Annotated in this window: 36 protein-coding genes and 1 pseudogene; 33 read left to right on the top strand and 4 right to left on the bottom strand. The window is 53.1% G+C overall.

The window, feature by feature from the left end; translation table 11 throughout:
• The 30 genes and pseudogenes from tuf to ACQY5R_RS17070 form a co-directional block, all read left to right on the top strand.
• Window positions 1–266, top strand: a pseudogene (gene tuf, locus ACQY5R_RS17215) (elongation factor Tu); the annotation flags it as partial.
• Window positions 267–271: 5 nt separating this feature from the next.
• On the top strand, window positions 272–583 hold the full coding sequence (rpsJ, locus tag ACQY5R_RS17210) for a 30S ribosomal protein S10 (RefSeq protein WP_029134315.1): 312 nt from the start codon (window positions 272–274) through the stop codon (window positions 581–583).
• Window positions 584–593: 10 nt separating this feature from the next.
• Window positions 594–1,241 (top strand): 50S ribosomal protein L3, encoded by a 648-nt coding sequence (gene rplC, locus ACQY5R_RS17205; protein ID WP_428610429.1) that lies wholly within the window; start codon window positions 594–596, stop codon window positions 1,239–1,241.
• 6 nt (window positions 1,242–1,247) lie between these two features.
• Window positions 1,248–1,862, top strand: a complete 615-nt coding sequence (gene rplD / locus ACQY5R_RS17200) for a 50S ribosomal protein L4 (protein WP_428610428.1) — start codon at window positions 1,248–1,250, stop codon at window positions 1,860–1,862.
• Entirely contained in the window at window positions 1,859–2,155 is a 297-nt protein-coding gene (gene rplW / locus ACQY5R_RS17195; RefSeq protein WP_428610426.1) for a 50S ribosomal protein L23, read from the top strand. The genes rplD and rplW overlap by 4 nt, the downstream gene beginning before the upstream one ends.
• Window positions 2,156–2,194: 39 nt before the next feature.
• Window positions 2,195–3,022: a 50S ribosomal protein L2 gene (gene rplB, locus ACQY5R_RS17190; protein ID WP_428610425.1), complete on the top strand. Its 828-nt coding sequence runs from the start codon at window positions 2,195–2,197 to the stop codon at window positions 3,020–3,022.
• Between the two features lie 21 nt (window positions 3,023–3,043).
• Entirely contained in the window at window positions 3,044–3,319 is a 276-nt protein-coding gene (gene rpsS / locus ACQY5R_RS17185; protein ID WP_029134310.1) for a 30S ribosomal protein S19, read from the top strand.
• Window positions 3,320–3,333: 14 nt separating this feature from the next.
• The gene (gene rplV / locus ACQY5R_RS17180; RefSeq protein ID WP_029134309.1) at window positions 3,334–3,666 is read left to right on the top strand and encodes a 50S ribosomal protein L22; all 333 of its coding nucleotides are present in this window, start codon (window positions 3,334–3,336) and stop codon (window positions 3,664–3,666) included.
• A 9-nt stretch (window positions 3,667–3,675) separates the two neighbouring features.
• The gene (gene rpsC, locus ACQY5R_RS17175; protein ID WP_428610423.1) at window positions 3,676–4,368 is read left to right on the top strand and encodes a 30S ribosomal protein S3; all 693 of its coding nucleotides are present in this window, start codon (window positions 3,676–3,678) and stop codon (window positions 4,366–4,368) included.
• 3 nt (window positions 4,369–4,371) lie between these two features.
• Window positions 4,372–4,785, top strand: coding sequence for a 50S ribosomal protein L16 (gene rplP, locus ACQY5R_RS17170; RefSeq protein ID WP_029134307.1), 414 nt, complete (start codon window positions 4,372–4,374; stop codon window positions 4,783–4,785).
• A complete protein-coding gene (gene rpmC / locus ACQY5R_RS17165; RefSeq protein WP_428610421.1) occupies window positions 4,785–4,985 on the top strand; it encodes a 50S ribosomal protein L29 in 201 nt (66 codons plus the stop codon). Before rplP ends, rpmC begins: the two co-directional genes overlap by 1 nt.
• Window positions 4,982–5,242, top strand: coding sequence for a 30S ribosomal protein S17 (gene rpsQ / locus ACQY5R_RS17160; RefSeq protein ID WP_428610419.1), 261 nt, complete (start codon window positions 4,982–4,984; stop codon window positions 5,240–5,242). The genes rpmC and rpsQ overlap by 4 nt, the downstream gene beginning before the upstream one ends.
• A gap of 59 nt (window positions 5,243–5,301) precedes the next feature.
• A complete protein-coding gene (gene rplN / locus ACQY5R_RS17155; protein WP_029134304.1) occupies window positions 5,302–5,670 on the top strand; it encodes a 50S ribosomal protein L14 in 369 nt (122 codons plus the stop codon).
• 16 nt (window positions 5,671–5,686) lie between these two features.
• On the top strand, window positions 5,687–6,001 hold the full coding sequence (gene rplX, locus ACQY5R_RS17150; RefSeq protein WP_428610430.1) for a 50S ribosomal protein L24: 315 nt from the start codon (window positions 5,687–5,689) through the stop codon (window positions 5,999–6,001).
• 13 nt (window positions 6,002–6,014) lie between these two features.
• Window positions 6,015–6,554 (top strand): 50S ribosomal protein L5, encoded by a 540-nt coding sequence (gene rplE, locus ACQY5R_RS17145; protein WP_428610418.1) that lies wholly within the window; start codon window positions 6,015–6,017, stop codon window positions 6,552–6,554.
• Between the two features lie 16 nt (window positions 6,555–6,570).
• On the top strand, window positions 6,571–6,876 hold the full coding sequence (gene rpsN / locus ACQY5R_RS17140) for a 30S ribosomal protein S14 (RefSeq protein ID WP_428610417.1): 306 nt from the start codon (window positions 6,571–6,573) through the stop codon (window positions 6,874–6,876).
• A gap of 109 nt (window positions 6,877–6,985) precedes the next feature.
• Window positions 6,986–7,381, top strand: a complete 396-nt coding sequence (gene rpsH, locus ACQY5R_RS17135) for a 30S ribosomal protein S8 (protein ID WP_428610415.1) — start codon at window positions 6,986–6,988, stop codon at window positions 7,379–7,381.
• A gap of 14 nt (window positions 7,382–7,395) precedes the next feature.
• Window positions 7,396–7,929: a 50S ribosomal protein L6 gene (gene rplF, locus ACQY5R_RS17130; protein WP_428610414.1), complete on the top strand. Its 534-nt coding sequence runs from the start codon at window positions 7,396–7,398 to the stop codon at window positions 7,927–7,929.
• Between the two features lie 11 nt (window positions 7,930–7,940).
• A complete protein-coding gene (gene rplR / locus ACQY5R_RS17125; protein WP_428610413.1) occupies window positions 7,941–8,297 on the top strand; it encodes a 50S ribosomal protein L18 in 357 nt (118 codons plus the stop codon).
• A 10-nt stretch (window positions 8,298–8,307) separates the two neighbouring features.
• The gene (gene rpsE, locus ACQY5R_RS17120; RefSeq protein ID WP_428610412.1) at window positions 8,308–8,814 is read left to right on the top strand and encodes a 30S ribosomal protein S5; all 507 of its coding nucleotides are present in this window, start codon (window positions 8,308–8,310) and stop codon (window positions 8,812–8,814) included.
• A 3-nt stretch (window positions 8,815–8,817) separates the two neighbouring features.
• The gene (gene rpmD / locus ACQY5R_RS17115; protein ID WP_428610410.1) at window positions 8,818–9,006 is read left to right on the top strand and encodes a 50S ribosomal protein L30; all 189 of its coding nucleotides are present in this window, start codon (window positions 8,818–8,820) and stop codon (window positions 9,004–9,006) included.
• A 1-nt stretch (window position 9,007) separates the two neighbouring features.
• Window positions 9,008–9,442 (top strand): 50S ribosomal protein L15, encoded by a 435-nt coding sequence (gene rplO, locus ACQY5R_RS17110; RefSeq protein ID WP_428610409.1) that lies wholly within the window; start codon window positions 9,008–9,010, stop codon window positions 9,440–9,442.
• Entirely contained in the window at window positions 9,443–10,792 is a 1,350-nt protein-coding gene (gene secY, locus ACQY5R_RS17105) for a preprotein translocase subunit SecY (RefSeq protein WP_428610407.1), read from the top strand.
• A gap of 36 nt (window positions 10,793–10,828) precedes the next feature.
• Window positions 10,829–10,942: a 50S ribosomal protein L36 gene (rpmJ, locus tag ACQY5R_RS17100; RefSeq protein WP_082117165.1), complete on the top strand. Its 114-nt coding sequence runs from the start codon at window positions 10,829–10,831 to the stop codon at window positions 10,940–10,942.
• Window positions 10,943–11,036: 94 nt separating this feature from the next.
• The gene (gene rpsM / locus ACQY5R_RS17095) at window positions 11,037–11,393 is read left to right on the top strand and encodes a 30S ribosomal protein S13 (RefSeq protein WP_029134293.1); all 357 of its coding nucleotides are present in this window, start codon (window positions 11,037–11,039) and stop codon (window positions 11,391–11,393) included.
• Between the two features lie 54 nt (window positions 11,394–11,447).
• Window positions 11,448–11,834, top strand: a complete 387-nt coding sequence (rpsK, locus tag ACQY5R_RS17090; protein WP_144357154.1) for a 30S ribosomal protein S11 — start codon at window positions 11,448–11,450, stop codon at window positions 11,832–11,834.
• Between the two features lie 19 nt (window positions 11,835–11,853).
• A complete protein-coding gene (rpsD, locus tag ACQY5R_RS17085; protein WP_428610404.1) occupies window positions 11,854–12,474 on the top strand; it encodes a 30S ribosomal protein S4 in 621 nt (206 codons plus the stop codon).
• A 22-nt stretch (window positions 12,475–12,496) separates the two neighbouring features.
• Window positions 12,497–13,495: a DNA-directed RNA polymerase subunit alpha gene (locus tag ACQY5R_RS17080; RefSeq protein WP_428610402.1), complete on the top strand. Its 999-nt coding sequence runs from the start codon at window positions 12,497–12,499 to the stop codon at window positions 13,493–13,495.
• Window positions 13,496–13,551: 56 nt separating this feature from the next.
• Window positions 13,552–13,941, top strand: a complete 390-nt coding sequence (gene rplQ / locus ACQY5R_RS17075; protein ID WP_428610400.1) for a 50S ribosomal protein L17 — start codon at window positions 13,552–13,554, stop codon at window positions 13,939–13,941.
• 101 nt (window positions 13,942–14,042) lie between these two features.
• Window positions 14,043–14,801: an SAM hydrolase/SAM-dependent halogenase family protein gene (locus tag ACQY5R_RS17070; protein ID WP_428610398.1), complete on the top strand. Its 759-nt coding sequence runs from the start codon at window positions 14,043–14,045 to the stop codon at window positions 14,799–14,801.
• 33 nt (window positions 14,802–14,834) lie between these two features.
• On the opposite strand, the gene uvrA is transcribed toward ACQY5R_RS17070, so the two are convergent.
• Window positions 14,835–17,669, bottom strand: coding sequence for an excinuclease ABC subunit UvrA (gene uvrA, locus ACQY5R_RS17065; RefSeq protein ID WP_428610396.1), 2,835 nt, complete (start codon window positions 17,667–17,669; stop codon window positions 14,835–14,837).
• Between the two features lie 171 nt (window positions 17,670–17,840).
• On the opposite strand from uvrA, the gene ACQY5R_RS17060 reads away from it, so the two are divergent.
• Complete coding sequence (locus ACQY5R_RS17060) at window positions 17,841–19,229, top strand: MFS transporter (RefSeq protein ID WP_428610395.1); 1,389 nt, start codon at window positions 17,841–17,843, stop codon at window positions 19,227–19,229.
• A gap of 58 nt (window positions 19,230–19,287) precedes the next feature.
• Window positions 19,288–19,749, top strand: a complete 462-nt coding sequence (gene ssb / locus ACQY5R_RS17055; protein ID WP_428610393.1) for a single-stranded DNA-binding protein — start codon at window positions 19,288–19,290, stop codon at window positions 19,747–19,749.
• Between the two features lie 58 nt (window positions 19,750–19,807).
• Here the strand turns inward: ssb and ACQY5R_RS17050 are convergent, their stop codons facing one another.
• The 3 genes from ACQY5R_RS17050 to ACQY5R_RS17040 all read right to left on the bottom strand — a co-directional run bounded on the left by ACQY5R_RS17050 (window position 19,808) and on the right by ACQY5R_RS17040 (window position 23,852).
• A complete protein-coding gene (locus ACQY5R_RS17050; protein ID WP_428610392.1) occupies window positions 19,808–21,007 on the bottom strand; it encodes an NnrS family protein in 1,200 nt (399 codons plus the stop codon).
• 138 nt (window positions 21,008–21,145) lie between these two features.
• Complete coding sequence (locus ACQY5R_RS17045) at window positions 21,146–22,276, bottom strand: anhydro-N-acetylmuramic acid kinase (protein ID WP_428610391.1); 1,131 nt, start codon at window positions 22,274–22,276, stop codon at window positions 21,146–21,148.
• Window positions 22,266–23,852: a peptidoglycan DD-metalloendopeptidase family protein gene (locus ACQY5R_RS17040; protein WP_428610390.1), complete on the bottom strand. Its 1,587-nt coding sequence runs from the start codon at window positions 23,850–23,852 to the stop codon at window positions 22,266–22,268. The genes ACQY5R_RS17045 and ACQY5R_RS17040 overlap by 11 nt, the downstream gene beginning before the upstream one ends.
• A 209-nt stretch (window positions 23,853–24,061) precedes the next feature.
• Here ACQY5R_RS17040 and tyrS point away from each other — a divergent pair, with 209 nt between their 5' ends.
• Complete coding sequence (tyrS, locus tag ACQY5R_RS17035) at window positions 24,062–25,258, top strand: tyrosine--tRNA ligase (protein WP_428610389.1); 1,197 nt, start codon at window positions 24,062–24,064, stop codon at window positions 25,256–25,258.
• Window positions 25,259–25,734: the final 476 nt, after the last annotated feature.

The raw sequence follows: 25,734 nt of genomic DNA, 5'->3' as shown, positions 1-25,734 counted from the left end.
CGGAGGTTTACGTATTGAGTAAGGACGAAGGTGGACGTCACACGCCGTTCTTCAATAACTACCGTCCGCAGTTCTACTTCCGTACGACCGATGTGACCGGAGCCTGCGACCTGCCAGAGGGCGTGGAGATGGTGATGCCGGGTGACAACGTAAAGATGTCAGTCAAGTTGATTGCACCGATTGCGATGGAAGAGGGTCTGCGTTTTGCGATCCGCGAAGGTGGCCGTACCGTCGGCGCCGGCGTCGTTGCTAAGATCATAGAGTAAAAAATATGGCCAACCAGAGAATTCGTATTCGACTGAAGGCATTCGATCACCGTTTGATCGATCAGTCCGCACGAGAGATTGTCGATACCGCTAAGCGTACCGGTGCGCAGGTTCATGGACCTATTCCGCTGCCGACCAAGAAAGAGCGGTTCACCGTGCTGATTTCGCCGCACGTAAATAAAGACGCGCGTGATCAGTACGAAATCCGTACCCACAAACGGCTGATGGATATCGTTGATCCTACCGATAAAACGGTAGACGCGCTGATGAAGTTGGATCTGGCGGCAGGTGTTGACGTTCAGATCAAGCTGAACTGAGGTAATGACGATGTTAGGAATAGTAGGACGAAAAGTCGGTATGACTCGGGTATTTACCGAGGAAGGCGTTTCAGTGCCTGTGACGGTTATTGAGGTAGAACCCAATCGTGTTACCCAGTTGCGCACTGTCGAAAGCGATGGGTACAGCGCCGTTCAGGTAACGACCGGCAGCCGCAAGGCATCCAGTGTTTCCAAGCCCGAAGCCGGGCATCTTGCGAAAGCGGGTGTTGAGGCTGGACGTGGAATGTGGGAGTTCCGCCTGAAAGATGGCGAGGGCGAAGGCATTGAGGTCGGCGGTGAAGTTAAGGTCGATATGTTTGAAGCTGGCCAGATTGTCGATGTTCGCGGTACGACCATCGGTAAGGGCTTTCAGGGCGCGGTAAAACGCCACGGCTTCAGGATGCAGGATGCAACCCACGGCAACTCATTGTCACACCGGGCTCCAGGCTCGATCGGACAATGCCAGACGCCTGGCCGTGTCTTCAAAGGTAAAAAAATGGCGGGCCACATGGGCAATGTGAAGCGTTCTATTCAAAATCTCCAGATTGTGAGAGTTGATGCTGACCGTAACCTGTTGCTGGTTAGAGGGGCCGTGCCTGGTTCACGTGGTGGTGATGTAATCATTACGCCCGCGATCAAAAAGCTGAACAAGGGGTAATAAAAAATGGACCTCAATGTACAGGCTGGCAATGGCGGCACTGAGACACTGCAAGTCTCTGATGCAGTATTCGCGGCCGACTATAATGAAGCGCTGATTCATCAGGTGGTAACTGCCTATATGGCGGCGGCACGTGCCGGCACCAAAGCAGGAAAAAGCCGATCTGATGTCAGTGGTGGCGGTATCAAGCCTTTTCGTCAAAAAGGCACCGGCCGGGCACGCGCCGGTACCAGCAGAAGCCCGATATGGCGTACGGGTGGCGTAACGTTTGCTGCACGCCCAAGAGATTATTCGCAAAAAGTTAACCGCAAGATGTATCGCGGTGCGATCCGCTCGATTCTCTCGGAGCTGTTGCGTACCGAGCGTATGGTGGTGGTTTCTGAGTTTGCAATTGAAGCACCAAAAACCAAAGAGCTGGTAGCAAAACTGGATGGCCTCGGTATCAAAGAGGTGCTGATTGTAACAGTGCAGCCGGACGAGAATTTGTATTTGGCAGCCCGCAATCTGTATGGCGTTGATGTCTGTGACGTGCGTGAGCTCGATCCGGTCAGTCTGATCGGTTTCGACAAGGTGGTCATCACTGCCGAGTCATTGAAGCAACTGGAGACGAGCCTGTCATGAATAAAGAACGTCTGATGCAGGTTTTGTTAGGCCCGGTGATTTCCGAAAAGAGCACGATTGCCGCCGATGTCAATCGCCAGTTCGTGTTTAAGGTGATCCCTGATGCCAAAAAACCCGAGATTAAGAAAGCCGTTGAGATGATGTTTGATGTCACCGTCGATAACGTACGTGTCGTTAACATCAAGGGTAAGAGCAAGCGGTTTGGTCAGATAAAGGGTCGTCGTAACGGTGTCCGAAAAGCCTATATCAGGCTGGCAGAGGGCAGTGACATCGACTTCGGTGCGGGTGCCTGATTGGCCCTTAATCGCAACGAATAGAGCGGAATTAAGAGTATGGCTATTGTAAAAACCAGACCAACTTCAGCGGGTCGCCGGTTTGTGGTTAAGGTTGTTAACCCCGAGCTGCATAAAGGTGCGCCACATGGGCCACTGCTGGAGCAGAAGAGCAAAAATGGCGGTCGTAACAACAACGGACGCATTACGGCTCGGCACCATGGCGGCGGTCACAAGCAGCGTTATCGTGTTATTGATTTTAAGCGGGATAAAGATGGCATTCCGGGCGTTGTAGAGCGCCTGGAGTACGATCCGAATCGAACTGCCAATATCGCACTGATCAAATACCTGGACGGTGAACGCCGCTATATCATCGCCCCCAAGGGTCTGGTGGCGGGTGATCCCGTTATGTCCGGCGAAGATTCCGGTATCAAGGTCGGTAACTGCCTTCCTTTGAGGAATATCCCGGTCGGTACCAATGTTCACTGTATCGAAATGAAGCTGGGTAAGGGCGCTCAAATAGCCCGTTCTGCCGGAACTTCTGCACAATTGGTTGCACGTGAGGGAGAATATGCTACTCTGCGCCTCCGCTCAGGCGAGATGCGCAAGATCCGCAGCGAATGCCGCGCGACAATTGGTGAAGTGGGGAATACCGAGCACAGCCTACGTAAGCTGGGTAAGGCTGGCGCGTCAAGATGGCGCGGCGTCAGGCCGACCGTACGTGGTGTCGCGATGAACCCGGTCGATCATCCGCACGGTGGTGGTGAGGGTCGTACCTCAGGCGGACGTCATCCCTGTAGTCCATGGGGTGTACCCACCAAGGGTTACAAGACACGCACCAATAAGCGCACTGACAAAATGATTGTGCGTCGGCGCAATCGTAAGTAAACGGAACTGAGGTAATTTAACGTGCCACGTTCAATTAAGAAAGGCCCCTTCGTCGATCATCATTTGATGAAAAAAGTTGATGAAGCGGTGGCAAGTAATAGCAAGCGTCCGATTAAAACATGGTCACGCCGTTCCATGGTGCTGCCCGATATGATCGGTCTGACGATTGCGGTATATAACGGACGCCAGCATATTCCAGTGCTCGTCACCGAGAATATGATTGGTCATAAGCTGGGTGAGTTTGCACTGACACGGACATTCCGTGGTCATGCGGCAGACAAGAAATCGAAACGATAATCGGGGTAGGAACCATGCAGGCTGCTGCTAAATTGCGTTTTGCGCGTATTTCGGCCCAAAAGGGTCGTCTGGTCGCCGATCAGATTAGGGGTCTGCCTGTGGAGCAGGCTCTGAATATCCTCTCCTTCAGCAATAAGAAGGGCGCGGACCTTATGAAAAAATTGCTGGATTCTGCGATTGCAAATGCAGAAAACAACGAAGGTGCGGATATCGACGAGTTGAAGGTTGCCTCAGTTATGGTTGACGAGGGTCCGACAATGAAGCGGATCAGGGCGCGAGCCAAGGGTCGTGCGGCCCGTATTTTAAAGCGTACCAGTCACTTCACCGTGATTGTGTCGGACAAGTAAGGCAGAGTTATGGGTCAGAAAGTACATCCAATTGGAATTCGTCTTGGCATCGTCAAGCAGTGGACGTCGAAATGGTATGCCGACTCCAAAGACTATGCTGATATGCTTAATACCGATCTTGAGGTGAGGGACTATTTGAAAAAACGCCTGTCCCAGGCTTCAGTGAGTCGTATTCAGATCGATCGTCCCGCAAAAAATGCCCATGTCACGATTCATTCGGCCAGGCCGGGTATTGTGATCGGCAAGAAAGGCGAAGATATCAATACGTTGCGTGAAGAGGTATCCAAGAGAATGGGTATCCCAGCACACATCAGTGTGGAAGAGATTCGCAAGCCGGAACTGGATGCCCAGTTGGTTGCTGAGGGTATCACCCAGCAGCTTGAGCGCCGTGTCATGTTCCGTCGGGCCATGAAGCGTTCCGTGCAGACAGCGATGCGTCTTGGGGCTGGCGGTATCAAAGTGAATATTTCAGGGCGTTTGAATGGCGCTGAAATTGCCCGCAACGAATGGTACCGGGAAGGTCGCGTTCCACTTCATACCCTGCGCGCAGACATCGATTACGGTTTTGCCGAGGCAAAAACCACTTATGGAATTATCGGTGTGAAGGTTTGGATTTTTAAGGGCGAAGTCTTTGGTGACGAAGTTCAGGAAGAGGCTGCGCCAAAACCTGCGCGTCGTAAAGCACCGCGTAAGAAGGATTAAGTCATGTTATTGCCAAAGCGGACTAAATTCCGTAAACAAATGAAGGGCCGCAATCGCGGTCTGGCGAACCGGGGTAATAAAGTTAGCTTCGGTGAATATGGTCTACAGGCTGTTGATCGTGGACGGATGACGTCGCGTCAAATTGAAGCAGCTCGACGCACGATTACGCGCACAGCTAAGCGTGGCGGAAAAATGTGGATTCGTGTTTTTCCCGATAAGCCAATCACCAAAAAACCTTTGGAAGTTCGTCAGGGTAAAGGTAAGGGTAGCGTTGAATACTGGGTTGCTTTGATTCAACCGGGTCGCGTGCTTTATGAAATTGAAGGTGTCTCTGAAGAACTCGCTCGCGAGGCTTTCCAGCTGGCTGCTGCGAAGCTGCCTTTCAAGACCGCCTTCATTAAAAGGACGGTAATGTGATGAGTGCGAGTGAACTTCGTCAAAAGAGCCCCGCTGAACTTGAGGGGGTATTACTGGAACTGCGCAAAGAGCAGTTCAATCTGCGTATGCAGCAGGGCACTGGACAGTTGTCTCGTCCGTCTGAAATGAGACGAGTGCGAAAAGAGATTGCCCGGGTGAAGACATTGCTGAATGAGAAAGGTGTAGGTGAAGCATCATGAGCGATCAGAACGACAGCAATCGCACACTCGAAGGCCGCGTGATCAGCGATAAAATGGATAAAAGTATTACCGTCATGGTCGAGCGGAAAGTGAAACATCCTATTTACGGGAAATTCATTCGCCGTTCTACTAAGGTGCACGCCCATGACGAGGCCAATGAGTGTGGTATCGGCGATGTAGTGGTGGTGGAACAGTGCCGCCCGCTCTCGAAGAGCAAAACTTGGCGTCTGGTCAAGGTTGTCACCAAGGCATCCTGAGATAGACACCGGGAAATCGTACGATTTCGGTTTAGTGATTATTTAATTGGAATAGACCAATGATCCAGATGCAGACAATGCTTAACGTCGCCGATAACAGTGGCGCCAAGCGAGTCCAGTGCATAAAGGTACTGGGCGGATCACACCGTCGCTATGCTGGCATCGGGGACATAATTAAAGTGAGCGTCAAAGACGCCATTCCCCGCGGCAAGGTGAAAAAAGGTGATGTATATAATGCGGTAGTTGTGCGTACCAGGAAAGGCGTTCGGCGTCCAGATGGATCTCTGATCCGTTTTGACGGCAATGCGGCCGTTCTGCTGAATACGCAACTGCAGCCGATCGGGACCCGTATATTTGGGCCGGTCACCCGTGAACTGCGCAGCGAACGATTTATGAAAATCATCTCGCTCGCGCCAGAAGTACTCTAAGGGGTGAGTCATGGCTATGCGTAAGATCAAAAAAGGTGACCAAGTCGTCGTTATTGCCGGAAAGGATAAAGGCAAGCAGGGAACGGTTCTGCGGGTAATTGATGAAAAGGTTATCGTTGAAAATATCAACATTGTAAAGAAGCACACCAAGGCAAACCCGTCCAAGGGAGAGCAAGGTGGTATTTTGGATAAAGAGATGCCGATCAATGCTTCCAATGTTGCCGTTTATAACCCGAATACCGGCAAGGCCGATCGGGTGGGTATAAAGACTTTGGAAGACGGTCGCAAGGTGCGCTACTTCAAGTCTAATGGCGAAGTCGTGGATATCTGAGGCGGATAGAGAGATGGCAAGATTACAACAGGTCTACCGCGATGAGCTCGTGGGTAAGCTGAAAGATCAGTTTAGCTTCAAGAGCGTGATGGAAGTTCCGCGGATAACCAAGATCACACTGAATATGGGTGTGGGTGAAGCACTGGGTGACAAGAAGGTGCTTGAGTTCGCAGTCGGCGATATGGAAAAGATTGCCGGTCAAAAGGCTGTGGTTACCATGGCGCGTAAATCCGTGGCGGGTTTCAAGGTGCGCGAAGGTTGGCCGATTGGTTGTAAGGTGACTCTGCGTCGAGAGCGTATGTATGAGTTCCTGGATCGTCTGATCAATGTGGCTATTCCGCGTATTCGAGATTTCCGTGGCCTGAACCCCAAGTCGTTTGATGGACGTGGCAATTACAGTATGGGTGTGAAGGAACAGATTATGTTCCCGGAAATCGACTTTGATAAGGTCGACACCCTGCGTGGTTTGGATATTGTCATTACCACCACTGCAAAGAATGATGCGGAAGGTCGGGCGCTCCTCGAGGCGTTTAACTTCCCTTTCAAGAACTGAGACAGAGCAGAATCGCATGGCAAAAAAGAGCATGATCGCGCGTGAAGTGAAGCGGGCAAAGATTGTTGAGAAATTCGCCGCTAAACGCAGAGAGTTGAAGGCAATTATCAATAACCCGGCCAGCAGTCATGAACAGGTTGACGAGGCAGTCCAGAAGCTTCAGAAGATGCCAAGGGATGCAAGCCGATCCAGGCAGCGCAATCGCTGCAGGGTGACGGGGCGTCCACACGGCGTTTATCGGAAATTCGGGCTGTGCCGTAACAAGCTCCGCGAAGCGGCTATGCGTGGTGATGTTCCAGGGCTTGTAAAAGCTAGCTGGTAATGTAGAATACAGCACCCTTTTCAGGGGTGTGCTCGTCATCTGGCGAGTTTCTGTTCAATCGTTTGGGTATCGCGTCCGTTAGGGGCGGCTGACCCTGAGGATTTAAAAAATGAGTATGTCTGATCCGATCGCGGATATGCTGACGCGTATTCGTAATGGTCAACAAGTTTCCAAGGTGGCAGTCTCTATGCCATCTTCCAAGAAGAAGGTTGCCGTGGCGCAACTGCTTCTCGACGAAGGCTATATTGCCGGTTTCAAAGTAGAAACGGAAAGCAATAAGTCTACGCTTCATGTCGACCTCAAGTACTTCCAGGGTAAGCCTGTCATAGAAATGATCCAGCGCGTTAGCCGGCCTGGGTTGCGTATCTACAAGGGAAGCAAAGAGCTTCCGAAAGTGCGCGGCGGACTCGGTGTCGCCATCATTTCAACCTCCCAGGGTTTGATGACTGATCGCGCTGCCCGCACTAGCGGTCAAGGCGGCGAAGTCGTCGCTTACGTGGCTTAATCGGAGGGATTGATATGTCTCGCGTAGCAAAAAATCCGATACCCCTGCCTTCCGGCGTGGATATCAACCTGAGCGGTAGCGAATTGACCGTGAAAGGTTCGAAAGGAACCATGAAGCTCGATCTGCACGCCTACGTGACTGTCAAAAATGACAGCGGCGTAGTCACTGTTGTGCCGGTAAAGGAAGGTCGGGATGAGTGGGCAATGGCTGGCACCTTCCGGGCGCTGGTCGGCAATATGGTCACTGGTGTCAGCACCGGTTTTCAGAAGAAGTTGCAATTGGTTGGTGTGGGTTACCGCGCCCAGGCTAAGGGCAATGTTCTCAATATGAATCTTGGCTTCTCTCACCCGGTGGATTATCCCATTCCGGAGGGGATCACCATAGAAACCCCCAGTCAGACTGAAATAGTCGTGTCTGGATGCGATAAGCAACGTGTCGGCCAGGTCTCTGCGGAGATCCGTGCCTATCGTCCACCTGAGCCATATAAAGGTAAGGGTGTGCGTTATTCGGACGAGCATGTTGCCCGTAAAGAAGCCAAGAAAAAATAGGTCATACTGAGATGGACAAGAAAATTACACGCTTACGCCGCGCTCGCAGAGCTCGTGCAAAGATTCGCGAACTGGCGGTCAATCGTCTGACCATCTTTCGTACCCCACGGCATATGTATGCTCAGGTTATTGCACCCAATGGCTCACAAGTGATTGCCAGTGCATCAACTGTTGAAAAGGATGTGAAGGCGCAACTCGAAGGGGCGTCCGGTAATAGCAGTGCTGCAGCAATAGTCGGTAAGACCATCGCTGAGCGGGCTAAAGCTGCTGGCGTCGAGAGCGTTGCGTTCGATCGTGCCGGTTTCAAATATCACGGCCGGGTAAAGGCGTTAGCTGACGCTGCCCGCGAAAACGGTCTTAAGTTCTAAGGGGCAGGCAATGTCAAAATTCAATGAAAAGCCGGAAGGTGACGATCTGATTGAGAAGTTGATCAACGTCAACCGTGTCGCGAAAGTGGTTAAAGGTGGCCGCGTTTTTGGCTTTGCGGCGCTCGCGGTTGTCGGCGACGGCAATGGCAAGGTTGGGTTCGGCAGTGGCAAAGCGCGTGAAGTGCCGATTGCTATCCAGAAGGCAATGGAAAATGCGCGGCAGAATCTACGCACGGCAAAGCTGAATGGCGATACATTACAGTATCCGCTGATCGGGCGGCACGGCGCGGCAAAGGTCTACATGCAACCTGCTTCTGAAGGTACCGGAATTATTGCCGGTGGCGCCATGCGTGCGGTGTGTGAGGCTGTCGGTGTGCACAACGTGCTGGCCAAATGCATAGGTACAAACAATCCGATCAACGTGGTTCGCGCGACTGTCAATGCGCTTACCGAGATGACTGATCCTGAGACTGTTGCTGCCAAGCGTGGCAAATCGGTCAAAGAGATCCTGGGGTAAGTCATGAGCGATAAAAAGATGATGAAAGTGACCCTGGTGCGTAGCGTCCACGGTCGGCTTGAGAGTCATAAGGCCTGTGTTCGAGGCCTTGGGCTTCGTCGAATTCGGCACAGTGTGCTGGTAGAAGATACCCCTGCGACCCGTGGCATGGTTAATAAAGTCAGCTACATGGTCCAGGTAGAGGAGGCATAAAATGCGTCTGAACACCATTAAGCCTGCAGAAGGCGCAACAACAGATGCCAAGCGCGTTGGCCGTGGTATTGGTAGCGGACTGGGCAAAACGGCTGGCCGCGGTCATAAAGGCCAGAAGTCCCGTTCCGGTGGTTTCCATAAAGTAGGCTTCGAGGGCGGACAGATGCCGCTCCAGCGTCGTCTGCCAAAGGTCGGCTTTACCTCCAGGAAGGGCCGGATTACCGCAGAAGTGAGACTGAGTGAGCTGGCCAAGGTTGAAGGCGATGTTGTCGACATGAAGTCCCTGTATGAAGCCAATGTGCTACCGAACAGCATGAAGCGCGCCAAGATTATCTTGTCCGGTACGGTTGACAAGGCGGTTACAGTGCGTGGACTGGGGGTGACTAAGGGAGCTCGTGCGGCTATTGAAGCGGCCGGCGGGAAGGTCGAGGAATAAATGGCCGGACAGGGTGCGAAAGCCGGCGGACTTGCCGGTGCAGGCAAGTTCACCGAATTACGTCAGCGGTTGCTGTTTGTAGTTGGCGCCCTGCTGGTTTTCCGGATCGGCACGTTCATCCCGGTTCCCGGGGTGAATCCCGCTGCTGTTGCGGCACTTTTTACGCAGCAGCAGGGGAGCATACTGGACATGTTCAACATGTTTTCCGGTGGTGCTTTAAAAAGGGCGAGTCTGTTTGCTTTGGGGATCATGCCCTATATCTCGGCCTCAATTATCATTCAGTTGATGAGTTCGGTTATTCCGAAGCTTGAGCAGTTGAAGAAAGAGGGTGAGCAGGGGCGCCGCACCATCACGCAGTATACGCGGTACGGAACGGTGTTACTGGCTACATTCCAGTCTGTCGGTATCGCTATCGCTCTGCAATCGCAGCAGTCGGGCGGTATCCCGTTGGTGTCGCATACCGGCCCGGGGTTCATACTTACCGCGGCCGTTTCGCTGGTGACCGGTACGCTGTTTTTGATGTGGCTGGGTGAGCAGATTACTGAACGTGGTTTAGGTAACGGAATTTCGCTGATTATCTTTGCGGGCATCGTGGCGGGCCTGCCGGGCGCGATTGGCGGCACGCTCGAACTGGTGCGTAACGGCGAGATGAATGCCATTACGGTCTTGGTTCTGTTTGCCCTGGCGGTGGTGGTGACTGCGTTTGTGGTTTTCGTTGAGCGGGGTCAGCGTCGGATTACGGTTAACTACGCCAAGCGCCAGCAGGGACGGAAGATGTTTGCCGCACAGAGCAGCCATCTGCCTTTGAAATTGAATATGGCCGGTGTGATTCCACCCATCTTCGCGTCCAGTATTATCCTGTTTCCGTCGACTCTGGGTCAGTGGCTGGGAACGCAAGAAAACATGCGTTGGTTGCAGGATATCGTTGGAAAGATTGCGCCGGGTGAGCCTTTGTATGTACTGCTGTACGCGTTGGCTATTGTGTTTTTCTGTTTCTTTTATACGGCGTTGGTATTCAACTCCAAAGAGACGGCCGATAACTTGAAGCGTTCCGGTGCCTTTATTCCCGGATATCGGCCCGGCGAACAAACGGCTCGTTATATAGATAAAGTGATGTCGCGACTGACATTGGCTGGCGCGATTTACATTACGGCGGTCTGTCTGCTGCCGGAGTTTTTGATTGTCGGTTGGAATGTTCCCTTCTATTTCGGTGGGACATCTTTGTTGATCATTGTTGTAGTCGTCATGGACTTCATGGCACAGGTGCAGGCACACATGATGTCTCACCAGTATGAAGGGCTGATGAAGAAGGCGAATCTGAAAGGCGGCGGAGCAGGCTTGCTGCGTTAGTGTCGAACGATTCCACTGTATTTTGGAGATTGAGTCATGAAAGTAAGGGCGTCTGTAAAGAAGATTTGCAGAAACTGCAAGATTGTCCGGCGCAACGGCGTGGTGCGGGTTATCTGTAAAGAAGCCAGACATAAACAGAGACAAGGCTAAGCTTTTTGCTTGATTTGTTAAAAAAATCCAGTTAAAGTTGTGCGTTCACCGCGCTCAACGTAAAGCTGATAATTGTATTTTTAGGAGTTACCTGATGGCCCGTATTGCAGGCGTCAATATCCCCGATCGCAAGCACGCTGTCATAGCGTTGACGGAGATCTATGGGGTCGGTTCCACCCGAGCTGCTCGTATCTGCGAGGCGGCGGGTGTGGCAAAAGATGCAAAGATTCAGAACCTTACCGAAGGTGAGGTCGAGGCGCTTCGTGCTGAAGTGGCCAAGTTTACTGTCGAAGGCGATCTTCGTCGTGAAGTTTCCATGAATATCAAGCGTCTGATGGACCTTGGTTGTAACCGTGGAATTCGCCATCGCCGCGGTCTTCCGCTGCGCGGTCAGCGTACCAAAACGAACGCACGTACCCGTAAGGGCCCACGTCGTCCGATTAAGAGATAATATCAATCCATTCGTGGATTGTTTACAGCGATATAGTTCACAGGAACATTAAAGATGGCAAAGCCGAGCAGCGTGCGGAAGAAGGTCAAAAAGAGCGTCACTGATGGTGTCGCCCATATACACGCCTCCTTTAACAATACGATCGTTACCATTTCAGATCGTCAGGGTAATGTTTTGTCCTGGGCAACTGCAGGTGGTTCAGGGTTTCGTGGCTCACGTAAAAGCACTCCGTTTGCGGCGCAGGTCGCGGCTGATCGTGCTGGCGAGCGGGCAAAGGACTATGGCGTCAAGAACCTGGATGTAAATGTCAAAGGTCCTGGTCCGGGTCGTGAGTCGGCAGTCCGCGCATTGAATAATGCGGGATTCAAGATCACCAGCATCTGTGATGTTACCCCTATCCCGCACAATGGTTGTCGCCCGCCTAAAAAGCGTCGCGTTTAATCTGGAGTTATAGATAATCATGGCAAGATATATCGGTCCCAAGTGTAAGCTGAGCAGAAGAGAAGGCACCGACCTGTTTCTGAAGAGCCGAGCTCGCTCCCTGGAATCAAAATGTAATATGGAAAAGCAACCCGGTCAGACTACTGATCGGCGTCGCCGCCTCTCTGATTACGGTTTACAGCTGCGTGAAAAGCAGAAAATGCGCCGTATGTATGGAATCATGGAGAAGCAGTTCAGCAATTACTATAAGAACGCCGCCCAGAGTAAAGGCGCAACTGGTGACAATCTGCTTCGATTGCTCGAGACGCGCCTTGATAATGTGGTGTATCGGATGGGATTTGGCAGTACCCGTTCTGAGTCACGCCAGCTGGTTAGCCACAAATCGATTGAAGTAAACGGAAAGGTGGTGAATATTCCTTCCTACCGTGTACAGGTCAATGATGTGGTTAGCGTTCGCGAGAAATCGAAGAAGCAGTTGCGTATTCAGAGTTCACTGGCGCTCGCAGAACAGTTTGGAACCGTCGACTGGATAGATGTCGATGTGAAGGGTATGACAGGTACCTTCAAGCGTTTGCCGGATCGGTCGGAATTGCCTGCAGAAATTAACGAACAGCTGGTTGTTGAGCTGTACTCCAAGTAAGGATTACCTTCAAGAGGTCGAAATGCCGGAGTTTGTTACCGATTTTCTCAAGCCGCGATTAGTCAGTGTACAGCCGCTAAGCGAGTTACACGCCAAGGTTTCTCTGGAGCCCATGGAGCGTGGCTTTGGGCACACACTAGGCAACTCATTACGCCGCATCCTGCTCTCCTCGATGCCAGGAAGCGCGGTTGTTGAAGCGGAGATCGAGGGCGTTCTTCACGAGTACACCAGTATTGAAGGTGTGCAGGAAGATGTCCTGGAGATTCTGCTTAACCTGAAAGATCTGGCAATCATCATGCACTCGCGTGATGAAGCGACGCTGACCCTGAAAAAGAAGGGTCTCGGGCCGGTGTTGGCCAGCGATATCACGCTTGATCACGATGTTGAGATCGCCAATCCGGATCATGTGATCGCAAATCTGACCAAGGATGGCGAAATCAACATGACGCTGAAAGTGGCGCGTGGCATTGGTTATCAGCCGGCGGCTAATCGCCTGTCGGATGCAATGGAAGATCGTCCTATCGGGCGATTGCAGTTGGATGCCAGCTTCTCCCCAGTGCGTCGTGTCGCCTACGCCGTTGAGGCCACCCGTGTCGAACAGCGTACCGACCTGGATCGTCTGGTGATCGACCTGGAGACCAACGGAACTATCGATCCGGAAGAGGCGATCAGACGTGCGGCGACCATCCTGCAGGATCAGTTGTCGGCTTTCGTGAAACTGGATGAGACGGCAACGACAGAGAAAGAAGTGGAAGAAGATCGTCCAGCGATTGATCCTATTCTGCTCCGTCCGGTCGACGATCTTGAGCTGACCGTGCGTTCTGCAAACTGTCTGAAGGCTGAAAACATCTTTATGATCGGTGACCTGATTCAACGTACAGAAGTCGAGCTTCTGAAGACGCCGAATCTGGGTAAAAAGTCACTCACCGAAATCAAAGACGTACTTGCTACCAGGGGCTTATCTCTGGGTATGCGGCTGGAAAATTGGCCGCCAGAAGGTATGGAAGATAGCGGTCGATAGTCTCGACCCTGAATCGTATATCTATAGTATTAACCTAAGTTTAGGGAAGTCGATCCATGCGTCATCGCAAATCAGGACGGCAACTGAACCGCAACAGTTCACACCGCAAGGCAATGTTTCGTAACATGGCTTGCTCACTGTTGCGTCATGAGCTGATCAAAACCACACTACCAAAGGCAAAAGAGCTGCGTCGCGTAGCTGAGCCGATGATTACTCTGGCTAAAATCGACAGCGTTGCAAAACGTCGTCTGGCCTTTGATCGTCTTCGTGATGATGAGGTTGTCGGTAAACTGTTCAACGAACTGGGACCGCGTTATAAGGAGCGCCCCGGTGGTTATCTGCGCATCTTGAAGTGCGGCTATCGCCCGGGTGACAAAGCGCCGATGGCGTTTGTTGAGCTGGTTGATCGACCGGAAGTGGAAATGGAGGCGGTGGAAGCCGAATAAGGCGCTGCAACCAAATCTGTATATAAAAAGTGCCGGGCATAGACCCGGTTCTTTTTTGCCTGTTTTTTGCTTTAATCTAGCAGATGAAGACTGAATCAGGCATGGCCATGACGGATACTCCCCAGCTGGTGGCGTTGTTTACAGACTTCGGCATCGGTAGTCATTACCTCGCGCAGGTAAAGGCCCGATTGCTGCAGATGAATGTGACACAGCCGGTTATCGAGCTCTGCTCTGATGCGCCAGCTTTTAACCCGCGTGCTTCAGCCTATCTGCTCGCCTCGTTTTTACCTTATATGCCGGATGGCACGCTATTCATTTGCGTGGTGGACCCCGAGGTGGGAGGGGGTCGGGAAGCTGTATGGCTGAAGACTGAGCGTTTTTGGTTTGTTGGGCCGGATAATGGCCTACTCTCTCAGGCGGCACGTCACTCGCAACAGGTGATGGCTCAGCGCATCGATCTGCCTGATTTGCCGGCGCATGCGAAAACTTTTGATGGTAGGGATCTGTTTGCTCCAGCGGCGGCCCGGATCTGTACGGGCTCGATCCCCAAAGGCCGTGTTATCGCGCCTGATCATCTGGTGGGTGCGGACTGGCCCGAAAATTTAGCCGAAGTTATCTATATCGATGCCTATGGCAATGCGGTTACTGGCTTGGCCGCGGGTAATCTGCCAAAGGAACAGGTGTTGTTGGTGAATGGTCACCAACTGCCTTACGCGGAGACGTTTTGTAGCGTGCCGAAGGGCATGGTGTTCTGGTATGAAAATGCCAATGGACTGGTCGAAATCGCCGCCAACCAAGGCAGCGCCAAAGCATCACTCACACTGGAGGTTGGTTGCCCTGTACGCTGGGCTGATACCTGAGTGAGATGGTTTGGGTCGCTTCGGCGCGCAACGCTATCCATTCTCCCGTAATATTTTTTTCAGGTACTGGCCGGTGTGTGATGCGGTCACTTTGCTAACCTGCTCCGGCGTACCCTGAGCGACGATTTCTCCGCCTTTGTTGCCCCCTTCAGGACCGAGGTCGACAATCCAGTCGGCAGTCTTAATGACGTCCAAGTTGTGCTCGATGACCACCACCGTGTTGCCGTGATCCCGTAATCTGTGAAGTACTTCCAGCAGATGCTTGACGTCGTGGAAATGCAGGCCCGTGGTGGGCTCATCTAGGATATAAAGGGTATTACCGGTATCCCGCTTCGACAGTTCACGTGAGAGTTTGACTCGCTGGGCTTCACCGCCGGATAAGGTGGTAGCGTTCTGTCCAAGGGTGATATAAGAGAGCCCGACATCCATAAGCGTCTGCAGTTTGCGCTTCAGCGCCGGAATGGCGTCGAAAAAGAGCAGTGCCTCTTCAATGGTCATGTCCAATACTTGGTTAATGCTTTTTCCCTTATATTTGATTTCCAGGGTTTCACGATTATATCGGGTGCCCTTGCAGACATCGCACTGTACATAGATGTCGGGAAGGAAGTGCATCTCGACCTTGATCACGCCGTCACCCCGACACGCTTCGCAGCGGCCGCCCTTAACATTGAAACTGAACCGGCCGGGTGTATAGCCGCGCGACCGGGATTCCTGGGTGCCGGCAAACAGTTCGCGGACAGGTGTAAAGATGCCGGTGTAGGTGGCCGGATTTGATCGGGGCGTGCGGCCAATGGGGCTTTGGTCGATGTCGACGACCTTGTCGAAATGTTCAAGGCCCGCAATCTTTTCAAAGGGTGCGGCGTCCAACGAGGCCCGATTCAATTGTGTGGCGGCAATCGGGTAGAGCGTGTCATTGATCAGGGTGGATTTACCGGATCCGGAAACGCCGGTTACACAAGTAAACAGTCCGGCGGGGATCGATAGCTCAATGGATTTCAGGTTGTTGCCGCTTGCTCCGGAGATGGTCAACCATTTACAAGCGTCTGGTTGGTGCCGTTGAGTCGGGATGGCAATGCGCCTCCTGCGAGACAGGTACTGGCCCGTTAGTGACTCGGGGTCTGCGGCGATTTGTTGGGCGGTACCTTGGGCAATGATGCGTCCACCGTGTACGCCTGCTCCGGGCCCTATGTCGACGACATGGTCGGCTGACCAGATAGCCTCCTCATCATGCTCCACGACGATAACGGTGTTCCCCAGGTCGCGCAGATAGTTGAGCGTTTTCAATAGCCGGTCGTTGTCTCGTTGATGCAGGCCAATAGAGGGTTCATCGAGAATATACATCACGCCCACCAAGCCGGCACCGATCTGGCTGGCTAGCCGTATCCGTTGTGCCTCTCCCCCGGATAAAGTCTCTGCACTTCTATCTAGGGTGAGGTAGTCGAGTCCTACGTTGACCAGAAACTGCAGCCGCTGAGAGATTTCGTTGACGACTTTTTCGGCGATCTTTCCCTGTTTTCCAGGGAGTCGCAGCTGGTTGAAAAAGTCCAGGCAACCGCCAACCGGAAGGGTGGTAATAGCCGGTAGGTTGTGTTCATCGACAAACACGTGGCGTGCCGCTTCATTGAGGCGGGTCCCGGTGCAGTCCGAGCAGGGATGTGTTGAGATATAGCGTGCCAGCTCTTCCCTGACGGCGTTTGACTCGGTTTCCCGGTAGCGCCGCTCCATGTTGCGGATGATGCCCTCGAAGGGGTGTGTGTTGCTGCTGCTGCGTCCGCGCTCATTGAAATAGGTGAATTTGATCGCCTCTTTGCCACTGCCGAATAGTATGACCTGGCGAATATTTTTAGGTAGCTCTTCCCAACTGGTCTCTACATCAAAGGCGTAATGTTTCCCCAGTGAACTGATCAGCTGGAAGTAGTAGGCATTGCGCCTGTCCCAGCCCCTGACGGCACCGGCGGCAAGACTCAAATGCGGGTGAGCGACGACCCGTTCAGGGTCAAAGAACTGTTCAATCCCCAAGCCATCACAGGTGGGGCAGGCGCCCACCGGATTGTTGAACGAGAAGAGGCGGGGTTCCAGTTCCGGCAAGCTGTAGCCGCATTGAGGGCAGGCAAAGTTGGCGGAGAATACCAATTCCTCGCTGGTGCCATCCCCATCCATCGCCGCGATGCGCGCCAGTCCACCCGATAGCGCCAGTGTCGTCTCAAAGGATTCCGCCAGCCGGAGTTCCAGGCCTTCCCTAACCTTGAAGCGGTCGACAACCGCCTCTATGGTATGTTTTTTATGCAGCTCCAGTTCCGGAGGCTGGTCGAGCTCATAGATCTCGCCGTCGATGCGCGCCCGGATGAATCCCTGAGCATTCAGTTCGCGCAACAGCTTGTGGTGTTCTCCTTTGCGCTCCGACACTACCGGGGCGAGAAGCATCAGTTTGCTGCCTTCAGGCAGGCTCAACACCTGATCGACCATCTGATTGATGGTCTGGGCCTCCAGTGTCTGACCATGGGTCGGGCAGCGCGGGGTGCCGGCACGGGCATAGAGTAACCGGAGATAGTCATAGATCTCCGTGATGGTGCCGACCGTGGAGCGCGGGTTGTGGGAAGTCGTCTTCTGCTCGATCGAGATGGCTGGCGAAAGCCCTTCGATGTGATCGATGTCGGGTTTTTCCATCATCGATAGAAATTGCCGCGCATAAGCGGATAGCGACTCGACATAGCGACGCTGCCCCTCGGCATAGATGGTATCAAAGGCCAGCGACGACTTGCCCGAGCCGGAGAGACCGGTTATCACGATCAGTTTGTCGCGCGGAAGATCCAGGTCGATATTTTTCAGGTTGTGGGTACGTGCCCCACGTATGTGTATTGTATCCATCTACATACCAGCGAATTGGCGAACCTGTTACTATACGCTGTCTTGTTGTTTCCGGCCAAACAAACCATGGCTGAAAATCAGGCGCATGTGGCTTGGGCAATATTTCCTGACTTTGGCTGTGTATTTAGGTTATTACCCTGTAAAAACGGCGGTAAAACGCAGGTGATGTAATTGAACAAGAAAGCGCAACAACTCCATCGATTGACGGCGATAGAAATCAAAGCGGCGTTCTCATTGGCAGGTATTTTTTCCCTGCGTATGCTCGGGCTGTTTTTAATATTGCCGGTATTTGCCATTTATGCGGAGCAGCTGGCCGGCGTGACACCCTTGTTGATTGGGGTAGCGATCGGGGCTTACGGCTTGACCCAGGCGCTGCTGCAGATCCCTTTTGGTATGTTGTCCGACCGGATCGGCAGGAAACCGGTGATTATCGCCGGTTTGATTGTTTTCTGTATCGGTAGCGCCGTTGCGGCCAGTTCAGATTCTATCTGGGGGGTAATCGCCGGGCGGGCACTGCAGGGTAGCGGGGCTATCGCGGCGGCCGTGATGGCGCTGGCGGCAGACCTGACGCGGGAGCAGAATCGAACCAAAGCCATGGCTGTAATCGGTATGAGCATCGGGCTGGCTTTCGCTGTGTCGCTGGTTTTGGGGCCATTGCTCAATGTCTGGATTGGTGTGCCGGGTATCTTCTGGCTGACGTCTCTACTGGCCATTCTGGGTATCATGGTGGTCGTGTTTCTGGTTCCGGATCCGGGAAAAACATCGACCCATCGCGATACCAGCCCGGTAAGCGATCAGTTCTCCAGGGTGTTGCGCGATGGAGATCTGTTGCGTTTGGACCTGGGGATATTGCTGCTGCATATGATGCTGACGGCCGTGTTTATTGCGGTACCACTCACGCTACGGGATATCACCGGTATCCCGGTTGAAAAGCACTGGATGATCTATCTGCCGGTAGTGCTGTTGGCCATGGTGTTGATGGTGCCCTTCATCGTTATTGCGGAAAAGCGTCGCAAGATGAAGCAGGTTTTCCTGTTAGCCATCTTGGCGATCGGAATGGCCCAGGTCGGTTTTATTCTGCTTAATTCCACTCTCGTCGGTTTTGGTTTGGCGCTGCTACTGTTTTTTACCGCCTTTAATCTATTGGAGGCCTCGCTGCCCTCCTTGATATCCAAGATGGCACCTGTGGAGAGTAAAGGGACCGCTATGGGGGTTTACTCCACTTCCCAGTTTGTCGGCGCATTTCTGGGGGGGGCGGTCGGCGGCTGGGTATACGGGCACTACCACTTGGTGGGGGTTTTTATATTCGGGGCGTTGGCGGCACTGCTCTGGTTTGTTCTCGCGATGGGTATGACCCCGCCGGGGTATTTCAGCAGTTACCTGATCAATGTGGGGATATTGGATCCGATGAGTGCGTCACAGCTTCAGGCGACGTTGAGTAATATGCCGGGTGTCGGGGAAGCGGTGGTTATGGCCGAGGAAGGTATCGCCTATCTGAAAGTGGATGCACAGGCTGTCGATTTTGCATTGCTGGATGAATTCTCAGTCGCGGAGACGTAGAATTGATGCTCAGGCCTCAAGGCCAGGGAGCAACTTATATTTTGAATTTGGAGGAGACATGGCCAAAGGCGTTAATAAAGTAATTTTGATCGGTAATGTTGGGAAGGACCCGGATGTTCGTTATATGCCCAATGGAAACGCAGTGGCCAACGTTACCCTGGCGACATCCGAGTCCTGGAAGGATAAAAACAGCGGAGAAACCCAGGAGCGGACTGAGTGGCACCGCGTAGTTTTTTTCCGTCGTCTCGCTGAGATTGTGGGCGAATACGTGAAGAAAGGCTCAAAGATCTACGTTGAGGGCCGGCTGCAGACGCGCAAATGGCAGGATCAGAGCGGCCAGGATCGTTACACCACAGAAATCGTGGCAGATGAAATGCAGATGCTCGATAGCCGGGGTGGTAGCAGTGCCTCCTTTGATTCCGGTCGGCCCAGTTCAGCTTCACGTCCATCCAATGATGCGGCAGCACCTGTGTCGGCACCGATGCCGGACGATGGATTTGATGACGATATCCCGTTCTGATTCCCACGCTGGCAAAATCGATTGAGCGAAAAAAAGCCCCTGCAAGCAGGGGCTTTTTTTATCCCGCTTTCCCGTCAATGCGGGGCTTGGTCAATATTGGAATGTACAGGGCACTAAACAACAGGAAGCTGACCACCCATAGTCCGCCTGAAATGTGGATCCACAGGGTATATTGCTGGGGTAGCAGCATGGGCCCAAATACCCGGCACAGCGCTGCGATGTTCAGCAGAACGAAGCAGCCATTGATCAGAGGGTGGGACTGTATCTCTCTTCCGGTATGGCCCAATGCAACCCGTGCCATCATGCCGTAGGTCAGGGCGCCAATGCCGCCCACAGTGATGGCATGTTTCGCCAAGTTGAATCCGGTATAACCCAAGTAGGCGAGACCGGTCAGGGTAAAGCCGATAATCAGCCAGGACATGCCGCTGAATAGCACCCAGAGGATTGGAATTTGCCAAATTTTCCGACTATACCAACCGACCACTCGTGTGATCTGCGTGACGGCAACTACAAATGCTAGTGCACCGCTGAGCCAGGCGGTCGGATAGATGAACTGGACGGTGATAAGGCCGCCGAGTGAAATGACGGTTGCCAGTTCGACCTGGCTGTTACGTTTTGAATGGTGCCCCGGAATGACGGCTTCGGTAAAGAAGGGGATGACTCGTCCACCTAACAGGGTGATCAGAAAGGCAACCAGATAGAGCATGGCGTCGGTACCGCGGATAGCGCTGTCGGTCACGCCCAGTGCCTGTAGGTGGACATACAGATTGGCGACAGCCATTACTAGTAGTAGCGGCACGAAAATACGGTTTACTTTCTGCTGTCCTTTCCATAGCGCCGGTTGGATAGCCAGTGCAACTGCCGGAATAAATGCCAGGTCAATCGCCGCGATCAATCCAGCCGGGATGATATCTGATAGAAATGGGGCGACTCTTCCTGCCAGCCAAAGCAGAAACAGCAGACCCAACGGGGTGCCGGTAGGTGGGGTGATGCCAGTCCAGTTTCTGACCGCAGTGAGTAGAAAGCCGGCAATAATGGCAAAGGTGTAGCCGAACAACATCTCATGGCTATGCCAACCGATCGTGCCGTAGTAGGTGGGCAACGGGTAGGCGCCTGACCAGGCGCCAAGCCAGATCAGCATCAGGATCAAAGCGGAGAGTGCGGCGGAAAGAAAAAAGGGCCTGAATCCCAATGCCAGGATAACCGAACCGGCCGGTTTCAGCTCTGGCTTAGGTGGCTCTGAGTGGACTTTCAACATGATCTGTATGGTTTTTCCGTTGTAAGACAATAAGATGCGATAGCTTAACGGTTATGGGGCATACCGCTTTGATATCAATCAAGGCGGAAGGAATCGATGAAGTCTGGTCGGCTGACATGGTTCTCGGTTTGCAGTGGGTCAGGCCTGATAGATGGCGCCCAGAATCACAGCGTGTCGGGCACCGGTAACGCTGGGAAGGTTACCGGGCTGTTTATGTAGTGTTTGTTTGGCCAGCCAGGCGAATGCCATGGCCTCGATTTGGTCCGGCGCAATGCCGTAGCGGGCGGTGGTTTCAACGGTGGCGTTGAGTCCCTGTTGCAGCTGATCCATCAGGGTGAGGTTCATGGTTCCACCACCGCAACAGATTACCCTGTCACAGTCGGGTGCGTAGCGGTTGATCGCCTGGACAATGGTGCGGCTGGAGAGCGCACACAAACTGGCCTGGATATCTTCGGGTCGATAACTGTCATAGGTCGGCAGCCGTTGTGCCAACCAGTCGAGATTAAACAGTTCCGGTCCGGTGCTCTTGGGTGGCGGGCGCTTAAAGTAATCCTCCGCAAGCAGGCATTGCAGAATCTCTTCCTGCTCTTCCCCGGAAGCGGCCCAGTCTCCCTGCGCATCAAATGACCGCTGTTGGGAATGATTTATCCAGCTATCCATCAAGGTGTTGGCCGGTCCCGTATCGAAGCCGATTACCTGGCTGGTGGCGTCGGTCGGGAGTAGTGTGATATTGGCGATGCCTCCGAGATTCAATATGACTCGAAACTCGGAGTCAGAAGCCAGGTAGGCGGCGTGAAATCCGGTGGCCAGCGGTGCGCCTTCACCGCCGGCGGCCATGTCTCGCCGGCGGAAGTCGCCGACTACGGTTATGCCGGTTTTTTCAGCGAGAGAGTTCGGGTCGCCGATCTGCAGGGTGAAAGGGGATGTAGCCTGGGGGCGGTGACGTATCGTCTGGCCGTGAGAGCCGATGGCCTGGATTCGATGCGCTGGAATACCTGTTTGTCGTAGCAATTGATCGACAGATTCGGCGAAGTGATTGGCGACGGCTATATCCGCCAGGCCCATTTGTTCAATTTCGTTGTCACCCGGGAGTGATAACTGCCTCAAGGTGTGTTGGACGCTCTCCGGCCAGGGTTGGTAGTGGTGGCCAAGCAGTTTGGGGCTGGGTTGGGCGAAGTCCACCAGCACGGCATCAATGCCGTCCATACTGGTGCCGGACATCAAGCCGATGTAGAGGGCCTCGGTGTCCTCCAAATCGCTATCGGGCATCCGCCACCATGGTTTTTGCAATCAGGTCCAGCTCGGCGAGCAGGTGTGAACTGATCTCCGTAAATTTCGCACGATAGTTTTTTGCCAGTGGCTCGGCCGCGGGCAGTTTGATGGTTAGTGGGTTACGGTGTACGCCATTTACCCGGAACTCATAATGCAGGTGCGGTCCGGTGGCTAAACCACTTTTGCCGACATAGCCGATAACCTGCCCCTGGCGAACCCGGGAGCCAGTGTTTACCCCGCCCCGAAATTTGGAGAGGTGGGCATACAGCGTGGTGTATTGGCTGCCATGTCGGATCATGACCGTCCGTCCATAACCGCCCTTGGTCCCGCGGAAGATAATCCGGCCGTCACCGGATGCCTTGACCGGGGTGCCAATCGCCGCTGCGTAATCAACGCCCCGGTGTGGTCGCTTCTTGCCGAGAACCGGGTGATAACGTGCCTTGGTAAAGCGGGAGGAGATACGACGGAAATCCACGGGGGCGCGCAGGAACGCCTTGCGCATGCTCTCCCCTTCCGGCGAATAGTAACTGCTGTAACCCTCGTCATCCTCGAATCGTATGGCCCGGAATACCTTGCCTTGGTTGACGAACTCAGCCGCCAGGATGGGGCCATTGCGGTATTTTTTCCCGTCCAGGTACTCCTCTTCGTAGATCAGGCTGAACTGATCGCCGGCACGTATCTCCAAGGCAAAGTCGATATCCCAGCCAAAAATATTGGCCAGCTCCATGGTGAGCGAGTCAGATAGCCCTGCCCGTTGTGCACTCGTATAGAGTGAGTTGGTAATCGTGCCGGAAGCGGAGGCGACCCGTTTTTCCAAGCTGCGGTCTTTGATGTTTGCAGTAAAAGAGTCTTCGCTAGGAAGGATTTGCAAGCTGCGTATCTCGCTCTGTTTGTGTACCAGTTCAAGCAGTTCTCGCTGTTGGTCCAGGCGAACCTTGATGACTTCTCCCGGGCGGATATTGGCCAGTGATTTGGCCTCCTTGCTGCTGTGGACGATACGATGCAAAAGGTTTGGCGAAAGCTTCAGGCGTGAAAAGATGGCAGCCAGGGAGTCGCCGCGCTTGACCTTTTCTTCCTGCCAAGTCCCGTGGTCTGGCGTTGTCAAGGGTTCCTGGGTGGCGATCAGGAGGGGCGTCTCTGTCGTTGTCCCCTCATCATGACTGTTTTCTGCCGGTTCTGTCACGGCTTCTTGCGCTACTGGCTCATTGATTTCCGCTAGACCTGGAGAGGGCTGATTATCGGGTATCTCGTTTCCGCTAGCCGCATGACTCTTTTGCTCCAGCGCGGCAACCGGATAGGCGTTGGACACTGTAGCTGTCGCAATCCCTTGCTGCCCAGGCAACTGGAGCGGCAACTGTTTCAGGGGTTGGGGTTCCTGAATTTTCGCAGGCAGTGGAGTAGTGGCCGGATTGGTTTCGGCGCTGACCGGATTTGTACTGTGATTCCCGAAACTGGCATAAATCCCCGATACACAGAGCACGAGTCCCAGGGTGGCAAATAGTTTGACGTGTCGCCGGCCTTGTTGTGGACCAGCGCTCGCAAAGTCGCCTCGGGATTTATAGTCGTTTATCATATTGGTGCGCTAATTTCCGGAAAATTCAGATAATTATTGCTTAAAACCGCTGTTATTCCTAGCTTTTTCAGGTTGAAAAGGCCAAAGCAGCCAGTTGGTAGGGGTATTATCGTCAGGAAGTGGGCAATATATAGGGAAACGGTTACTTTTTCTTGCTTCATCCTGTAAATTGTGCGCCCCGACATGTTCTTGGTTTATTGAGGTGGGAAATGGCGTCAGTCGCAGAGTCGATGGAGCTAATCAGGCGCGGTGCAGATGAGATTCTGATTGAAGAGTCTTTGACTAAGAAGTTGGAGCGGGGTAAGCCGCTCAAAATCAAGGCAGGCTTTGATCCTACAGCCCCTGACCTGCATCTGGGGCACACGGTGCTGATCAATAAATTACGCCAGTTTCAGGATCTGGGGCATGAAGTTACCTTTTTGATTGGTGATTTCACCGGCATGATCGGTGACCCTACTGGTAAAAATGTCACTCGGAAAGCGCTGTCTAGGGAAGAGGTGTTGAAAAATGCCGAAACCTACCAAGAGCAGATATTTAAGATTCTGGATCGTGATCGAACCGTTATCCGCTTTAATTCGGAGTGGATGATCCCCATGGGTTCGGCCGGCCTGATACAGCTGGCGGCAAAACATACCGTGGCGCGCATGCTGGAGCGGGATGATTTCAGCAAGCGTTACAAGGGTGGCCAGCCCATCGCTATCCACGAATTTCTCTATCCCCTTGTGCAGGGTTATGACTCCGTCGCACTTCAGTCGGATGTGGAGTTAGGCGGCACTGATCAGAAGTTTAATCTGTTGGTGGGACGTCAGTTGCAGGAGCTCTATGGCCAGGAGCCCCAGGTGGTGCTAACCATGCCGATCCTGGAGGGGCTGGACGGTGTGCAGAAGATGTCCAAATCACTCAACAACTACATCGGGATAGCGGATCAGCCGGATGAGATGTTTGGCAAGGTCATGTCGATCTCTGATGATCTCATGTGGCGCTATTACGAGCTGCTCAGTTTTAAGTCTATGGTAGAAATTGACCGATTACACCAACAGGTTGATGAAGGGATGAATCCTCGCGATGTAAAGGTGTTGCTGGCCGAGGAATTGATCGAGCGGTTCCATGATAAAACGGCGGCGGTCAGAGCCAATGAAAACTTCGTCGCCAGATTCCGCCAGGGTGCCCTGCCGGACGATATGCCGGAGAAGACGCTGCACGCAGATGGCGGACTGTCTATCGCCAATCTGCTCAAGGAGGCGGGATTGGTCGCCTCTACATCTGAGGCGTTGCGCATGATCAAGCAAGGTGCGGTAAAGATAGATGGGGAAAAGGTGGAGGATCGGGATCTGGTCTGCCAAAAGGGTACGGAAAGCGTCTATCAGGTAGGTAAACGTCGGTTTGCAAAAGTGCAACTGGTGTAAATTTCGGTTGCTGTCGGTCGGGATTGAAAGGCTGTCATAAAAAGTTCGAGATAGGGGTTGCGTGTGTGGGATGAGTGCGTATAATGCGCCGCTCGTTCGGAGGAGAAGTGGCTGAGAAGTTGGCGGAACCGAGGGGCGATAAAGCCAGGGAAGCGGTGATTTGGACGGGTTGAAATTAGTGCTTGACCTGTTCGGAATGAGGCGTAGAATACGCGCCTCGCTTGGGTCGAACGGTAAGAATGTTCGGGCTAAGCGGTGAGTGAATAGCGAGTAGTTATTGACTTAAAATTCAGGGGCATTCATAATTGACTGTCTCGGTCGGATGAAAGTTTGGCCAGCTCTTTAACAATCAGGTTAGGTAATTTGTGTGGGTGCTCCGTCGGTGGCTTATGAAGCCAATTATTTCGACGAAGCATCTAAAAGAAATTCCTTTTTTTAGACGTAATGTCGAGCACGGATTTGTCACCCACAAAGTG

Source organism: Sedimenticola sp. (genome assembly GCF_050289425.1).
Lineage (GTDB): Bacteria > Pseudomonadota > Gammaproteobacteria > Chromatiales > Chromatiaceae > Sedimenticola.
The sequence above is the reverse complement of the archived record's forward strand: the minus strand, read 5'-3'. Positions and strand labels throughout refer to the sequence as shown.

Coding starts and splice junctions, on each gene's coding strand:
- rpsJ (WP_029134315.1), top strand. CDS start 272: ATGGCCAACCAGAGAATTCGTATTCGACTGAAGGCATTCGATCACCGT.
- rplC (WP_428610429.1), top strand. CDS start 594: ATGTTAGGAATAGTAGGACGAAAAGTCGGTATGACTCGGGTATTTACC.
- rplD (WP_428610428.1), top strand. CDS start 1,248: ATGGACCTCAATGTACAGGCTGGCAATGGCGGCACTGAGACACTGCAA.
- rplW (WP_428610426.1), top strand. CDS start 1,859: ATGAATAAAGAACGTCTGATGCAGGTTTTGTTAGGCCCGGTGATTTCC.
- rplB (WP_428610425.1), top strand. CDS start 2,195: ATGGCTATTGTAAAAACCAGACCAACTTCAGCGGGTCGCCGGTTTGTG.
- rplV (WP_029134309.1), top strand. CDS start 3,334: ATGCAGGCTGCTGCTAAATTGCGTTTTGCGCGTATTTCGGCCCAAAAG.
- rpsC (WP_428610423.1), top strand. CDS start 3,676: ATGGGTCAGAAAGTACATCCAATTGGAATTCGTCTTGGCATCGTCAAG.
- rplP (WP_029134307.1), top strand. CDS start 4,372: ATGTTATTGCCAAAGCGGACTAAATTCCGTAAACAAATGAAGGGCCGC.
- rpmC (WP_428610421.1), top strand. CDS start 4,785: ATGAGTGCGAGTGAACTTCGTCAAAAGAGCCCCGCTGAACTTGAGGGG.
- rpsQ (WP_428610419.1), top strand. CDS start 4,982: ATGAGCGATCAGAACGACAGCAATCGCACACTCGAAGGCCGCGTGATC.
- rplN (WP_029134304.1), top strand. CDS start 5,302: ATGATCCAGATGCAGACAATGCTTAACGTCGCCGATAACAGTGGCGCC.
- rplX (WP_428610430.1), top strand. CDS start 5,687: ATGCGTAAGATCAAAAAAGGTGACCAAGTCGTCGTTATTGCCGGAAAG.
- rplE (WP_428610418.1), top strand. CDS start 6,015: ATGGCAAGATTACAACAGGTCTACCGCGATGAGCTCGTGGGTAAGCTG.
- rpsN (WP_428610417.1), top strand. CDS start 6,571: ATGGCAAAAAAGAGCATGATCGCGCGTGAAGTGAAGCGGGCAAAGATT.
- rpsH (WP_428610415.1), top strand. CDS start 6,986: ATGAGTATGTCTGATCCGATCGCGGATATGCTGACGCGTATTCGTAAT.
- rplF (WP_428610414.1), top strand. CDS start 7,396: ATGTCTCGCGTAGCAAAAAATCCGATACCCCTGCCTTCCGGCGTGGAT.
- rplR (WP_428610413.1), top strand. CDS start 7,941: ATGGACAAGAAAATTACACGCTTACGCCGCGCTCGCAGAGCTCGTGCA.
- rpsE (WP_428610412.1), top strand. CDS start 8,308: ATGTCAAAATTCAATGAAAAGCCGGAAGGTGACGATCTGATTGAGAAG.
- rpmD (WP_428610410.1), top strand. CDS start 8,818: ATGAGCGATAAAAAGATGATGAAAGTGACCCTGGTGCGTAGCGTCCAC.
- rplO (WP_428610409.1), top strand. CDS start 9,008: ATGCGTCTGAACACCATTAAGCCTGCAGAAGGCGCAACAACAGATGCC.
- secY (WP_428610407.1), top strand. CDS start 9,443: ATGGCCGGACAGGGTGCGAAAGCCGGCGGACTTGCCGGTGCAGGCAAG.
- rpmJ (WP_082117165.1), top strand. CDS start 10,829: ATGAAAGTAAGGGCGTCTGTAAAGAAGATTTGCAGAAACTGCAAGATT.
- rpsM (WP_029134293.1), top strand. CDS start 11,037: ATGGCCCGTATTGCAGGCGTCAATATCCCCGATCGCAAGCACGCTGTC.
- rpsK (WP_144357154.1), top strand. CDS start 11,448: ATGGCAAAGCCGAGCAGCGTGCGGAAGAAGGTCAAAAAGAGCGTCACT.
- rpsD (WP_428610404.1), top strand. CDS start 11,854: ATGGCAAGATATATCGGTCCCAAGTGTAAGCTGAGCAGAAGAGAAGGC.
- ACQY5R_RS17080 (WP_428610402.1), top strand. CDS start 12,497: ATGCCGGAGTTTGTTACCGATTTTCTCAAGCCGCGATTAGTCAGTGTA.
- rplQ (WP_428610400.1), top strand. CDS start 13,552: ATGCGTCATCGCAAATCAGGACGGCAACTGAACCGCAACAGTTCACAC.
- ACQY5R_RS17070 (WP_428610398.1), top strand. CDS start 14,043: ATGGCCATGACGGATACTCCCCAGCTGGTGGCGTTGTTTACAGACTTC.
- uvrA (WP_428610396.1), bottom strand. CDS start 17,669: ATGGATACAATACACATACGTGGGGCACGTACCCACAACCTGAAAAAT.
- ssb (WP_428610393.1), top strand. CDS start 19,288: ATGGCCAAAGGCGTTAATAAAGTAATTTTGATCGGTAATGTTGGGAAG.
- ACQY5R_RS17050 (WP_428610392.1), bottom strand. CDS start 21,007: ATGTTGAAAGTCCACTCAGAGCCACCTAAGCCAGAGCTGAAACCGGCC.
- ACQY5R_RS17045 (WP_428610391.1), bottom strand. CDS start 22,276: ATGCCCGATAGCGATTTGGAGGACACCGAGGCCCTCTACATCGGCTTG.
- ACQY5R_RS17040 (WP_428610390.1), bottom strand. CDS start 23,852: ATGATAAACGACTATAAATCCCGAGGCGACTTTGCGAGCGCTGGTCCA.
- tyrS (WP_428610389.1), top strand. CDS start 24,062: ATGGCGTCAGTCGCAGAGTCGATGGAGCTAATCAGGCGCGGTGCAGAT.